Annotated in this window: 3 protein-coding genes, 1 tRNA gene and 1 pseudogene; 4 read left to right on the top strand and 1 reads right to left on the bottom strand. The window is 58.8% G+C overall.

Annotation, left to right across the window (positions count from 1 at the left end):
- Window positions 1-2: 2 nt before the first annotated feature.
- Window positions 3-77: transfer RNA gene (locus ACF8AM_RS17495), tRNA-Pro, on the bottom strand.
- Between the two features lie 241 nt (window positions 78-318).
- Between ACF8AM_RS17495 and ACF8AM_RS17500 the strand changes: the two genes are divergently transcribed.
- From ACF8AM_RS17500 to ACF8AM_RS17515, 4 genes and pseudogenes are all read left to right on the top strand, one after another.
- Window positions 319-1296 (top strand): M28 family peptidase, encoded by a 978-nt coding sequence (locus ACF8AM_RS17500; protein ID WP_392556880.1) that lies wholly within the window; start codon window positions 319-321, stop codon window positions 1294-1296.
- 370 nt (window positions 1297-1666) lie between these two features.
- Window positions 1667-2020: a hypothetical protein gene (locus tag ACF8AM_RS17505; RefSeq protein ID WP_392556881.1), complete on the top strand. Its 354-nt coding sequence runs from the start codon at window positions 1667-1669 to the stop codon at window positions 2018-2020.
- Window positions 2021-2112: 92 nt separating this feature from the next.
- Window positions 2113-3978, top strand: coding sequence for a cyclic nucleotide-binding domain-containing protein (locus tag ACF8AM_RS17510; protein ID WP_392556879.1), 1866 nt, complete (start codon window positions 2113-2115; stop codon window positions 3976-3978).
- Window positions 3975-4428, top strand: a pseudogene (locus ACF8AM_RS17515) (hypothetical protein); the annotation flags it as partial. The gene ACF8AM_RS17510 and the pseudogene ACF8AM_RS17515, both read left to right, overlap by 4 nt.

Consider the following 4428-nt stretch of genomic DNA (forward strand, 5'->3'; position numbering starts at 1 on the left):
AGTCGGGATGACAAGATTCGAACTTGCGACCTCTGCACCCCCAGTGCAGCGCTCTAACCAGGCTGAGCCACATCCCGTGAAGGCCAAAACTCTACCGAACTTCGCTCGAGTTCGCTAGGGTGAACAGCCACTTTCATGAACTCCCTTTTTGAGCGGCTTCCGCAGGACGTTTCGGCGATGGATCTGGCTATGCAGGCGGCAACCCAACCCACGGATTTCCCACCCGGTCTCGCGCGTTCCACGCCCGAGAATTCGCCTCCGAACACGCCCCACACGGACTCGTCCTATGGGTCCACCAGCGGGAATTGGCCGCGGCATTTGCTGACGTTGGCGGTTCTGGCCTTCTTGACCTTCGTCGGGGTCGCCATGTGGAAGACACTGCGAGCCCCGGATTCGACCTCCGTGGTCCCCACCGCGCTAGGGCCCGTTCCCGAACAATACGACGCGGACCGAGCGATGGGATACTTGGTCGAAATCTGTGATCTCGGCCCCCGCCCGTCGGGTAGCCCGGCGATGCTGCAGCAACAAAAAATGTTGACTGAATTTTTTGAAGCTCGAGGCGGCCAGGTCCGCTTGCAGCGCGGCGACATTCGACATCCCCAAACGGGCGAGAATGTCCCGATCGCGAACCTGATCGCGGGCTGGAACCCGAACGCTCCGACCCGGTTCCTGCTGTGCGCCCACTATGACACTCGGCCTTACCCCGATCGTGATCGCCGGAACCCCAGGGGCGTCTTCGTGGGTGCCAACGACGGGGCCAGCGGGTCTGCCGCTCTGATGGAACTGAGCCATCAATTTGCGGACTTGCCCGAGGACATCGGGGTCGACGTGGTGCTGTTTGACGCCGAGGAGTTTGTCTTTGGCGAACAGAGCGGCGAGTACTTCTTGGGATCGACCTTGTTCGCTCAACAGTACCTGATCGAACCGCCGCCGGTGCCCTACCGAAGCGGCGTGTTGCTGGACATGATCGGCGACAAGGAATTGCAACTGCTCTACGAACGCAACAGCCTGCGGTATGCCCGCGATGTGACGAAGTCAATCTGGAAGACGGCCAAGCGGTTGGGCGTGAAAGCGTTTGTCCCTCGGACGCGCAGCCAAGCGATTCGCGATGATCACTTGCCACTGAATGAGATCGCCAAAATCCCCACCACGGACTTGATCGATTTTGATTACCCTCGACCAGGATTCCGTGCGCCGCAGTATTGGCACACGACGCAAGACATCCCGGAAAACTGCAGCGGCGAAAGCATCGCGGCAGTGATCTGGGTGGTGCATGAATGGATGTTGGAGAGGTAGAAGTGGGAAAGGGGCACAGGGGCACAGGGGCACAGGGGAGCAGGGGAGCAGGGGGTGATTGAAAAAAGTGAAATTGAAAATTGTAAAGTTGGTGGGTGCCTTGCGGATGTGCGCGGAGATGGCACGGGGCGAGTAGGGAGGATTGAGTGGCGAGTGGCGAGTGGCGAGTGGCGAGTGGCGAGCACGAGCACGAGCACGAGCACGAGCTAGAAGCTAGAAGCTAGAAGCTAGAAGCTAGAAGCTAGAAGCTAGAAGCTAGAAGCTAGAAGCTAGAAGCTAGAAGCTAGAAGCTTTCCACCAACGTGATAGGATGACTGGCCCGACGGGTGGGGCTCACCGGTTGGTTTGCTTCTCTTTCAAAGGCTTCCTCATGTTTGCCGGTGGTTTGGTCCTGGCCAGCACGCTGATCTTTTTCGCTGTTTGGCTGCAACGCTCCGAGCAACTCGGATGGTCGAACGAACGCTTTGACGAGGACATCGACCAGGCTTATTTGCTGCGCCGACGTCGGTCCCGCCGGCGAGTGAATTTCCTGTTCTTGGTGTGCGGCATACTGGTGCTGGTCGCGACCCTGGCCTCGCCCAAAAACCATGCGGTTTGGTTGAGCTGTTGGATCTCGGTGATGCTGGTTTTGATCACCATCCTGATGCTGGCAGGACTGGATGCTCTGCGGACCATGCGGCACGTTCGACATCGACTGGATCACCTGCGTCGGAAGCGTCCCTGAGGATTTCTACCGGAGTGCTCGCGTTCGACCGCTTTCAACGGACGTGTGAAACTTGTCTCGGTCAGGTTGTGTCTTGACTCGGGCTCTCGGCGATGGCTATCGACCGAGACATGATGACCGACGATTCCATTGCCGTGCGTCGTCCCCGACGATGGGACGAACCGATGGACCCGCACATGACCGATGCGGATGTGGGCTGGCTGCGCGAGCAATCGCCTTTTTCCAGCCTGGATCCGGCCGCTTTCCCCAAGTCGATTCCGCTGGACGGGATCCTTCGCAACGATTGCCGACTGCATCGTTTCGCTCACGGTGAAGTGATCGCTCGGGAAGGCGACTACGCCAACAGTGCTTTTTTGGTCGTGGATGGGCACGCGGAGCTTTTGACTCACGAGTTGCCACCGGAACGATTGGGGCGGCGTGAAACCGAAAAGGTGTCTTGGCCCAAGGCCGTTTGGCAACTGCTGCGTCCGTCTGGCGTCCGGGAAGCTCGGCGTCCCGAGGAAGTGGTTCCAAACGTCGACCTGCACACGCCCTCGCATCACGCGGAAGATCGTCCGCCAGTGTTGCAGTTGCAAGATTTCGATGGGTTGGTCGAGGCTGGACAAAGTGTGCGATTGGGACCTGGCGAATTGTTTGGCGAAGTCGCCGCAATGTACCGGGCTCCGCGGTCCGCGACGGTTGTTTCGCAAGGCAACAGCACGCTGCTGGAGATTCGGCTGCAGGGCCTGAAGATGCTGCGGCGCGATCCCGCGTTCTCGCAGCGAATGGACGATCACTACCGCGAAAACTGGTTGCCGCTTCACTTGCGTGAAATCCCGCTGCTACGCTTTTTGCCCGAACAGAATTTGGAGCGTGTGGTTGCAGCGACGGTCCAGCGTTCCTTTGGACGTTTGGAGTGGAATGCAGACTACAAGAAGACTCGCAAGCTGTCTCCTGCCGAACAGATTGAAAGCGAACCGGTGGTGGCCACGGAAGGTCATCAGGTCACCGATTTGATCATCGTCCGCAGTGGATTCGGCCGGGTGTGCCAAAGTTACGGCGTGGCTCAACGCACGACCGCTTACCTGGGCAAAGGCCACCTGTTCGGTCTCGAAGAAATCGCTCTTGGAGTGACCAACGAAGACGGCCCAATCAATTTGCCACTGCAACATTCGCTTCGCGCGGTCGGGTTTCTGGACACGTTGCACATCCCGGTCGAGTGCTTTGCAACCGACATTTTGCCGCACGTTCGCCGCAGCGAGTTGCCTGCTTCGGCCGCGAAAGCGTTGTTGCGAGTGCCCGCGACCGAAGAAGCTCGCGAAAGGCGTAGCGAGGCACGCCCGAAGGCTGAACTTCCGATTGTCTCAACCGTTTCAAAGGGTCACAACAAGGAAGAGACTTGGCAGGATCTGCCGAGTCCCACGGGGACCTCGTTTGAGCCCACTGGGTTGCTCGAGTTCATCGTTCAAAACCGTTTCAACAACGGTCGCGAAGCGATGATCATTGATTTGCATCGTTGCACCCGTTGCGATGATTGCGTCAAAGCCTGCGCGAGTGTTCACGACGGGAACCCACGATTCGCTCGCGTCGGCGTCAATCACGATCGCTTGCAATTCGTTCAAGCCTGCATGCACTGCACCGATCCCGTTTGCATGATCGGTTGTCCCACGGGTGCGTTGCATCGCGAAGAATCGACGGGGCACGTTCGCGTTTCCGAATCGATTTGCATCGGTTGCGGCACGTGTGCCAAAGGCTGCCCGTACGGCAACATCGAAATGGAAGCGGTGAACGATCCGCAGGGTCGACCGTACACCGACGAAGCCAGCAACCGACCGATCACCAAAGCGACCAAGTGCGACATGTGCAGCGGTTTGCCGACAGGCCCCGCTTGTGCGGCGGCATGCCCGCATGATGCGATCGTGCGAATTGACTTGAGCGAGTCGCCGCCCTTGGAAGATTGGCTGAGGAGACGAACATGAGCGTTGCCGAACGCCGCCGGTCCGCGTCCTCCCGACGCTGGCAACAGATCCGAACAGACATTGCATCCCAGTTCCGTCGCCGAGTGTTCGGTTCCGGTCGGGCTTGGTCGTTTCGCCGTCGCCGCGTTGCCAGTTTGATGATCGTTGCGTTCGCGAGGTGTTGGGCATCGATCTGTAAGCCCATCGCATCTTTATTTCAGAAGGAAGTTGCCATGGAAACACCACCGGGATTCGTGCCTTCCGTCGACAATCTGGCGCCGTATCAGTCGGCGGTGGATTTTTTCCGCAACAAGCTGGGGCCCGACGATACGCTGGCCTTCACGTTCACCATCCATAGTCCGGCCCAGGGCTATCTGGAAATGATCAAGCGCACGCTGGAGGAAAGGGAAGAGTACGGTCTGACCCTGACCATCACGCCGAATCTGAATCGGCCCCCGAAAACCGAAGTCT

The sequence above is a fragment of the Rhodopirellula sp. JB055 genome (genome assembly GCF_043100905.1).
Classification (GTDB): domain Bacteria; phylum Planctomycetota; class Planctomycetia; order Pirellulales; family Pirellulaceae; genus Rhodopirellula.

Bases quoted from the DNA above. Each gene is read 5' to 3' on its own strand.
- ACF8AM_RS17505 (WP_392556881.1), top strand. From the start codon at position 1,667: ATGTTTGCCGGTGGTTTGGTCCTGGCCAGCACGCTGATCTTTTTCGCT.
- ACF8AM_RS17510 (WP_392556879.1), top strand. From the start codon at position 2,113: ATGGCTATCGACCGAGACATGATGACCGACGATTCCATTGCCGTGCGT.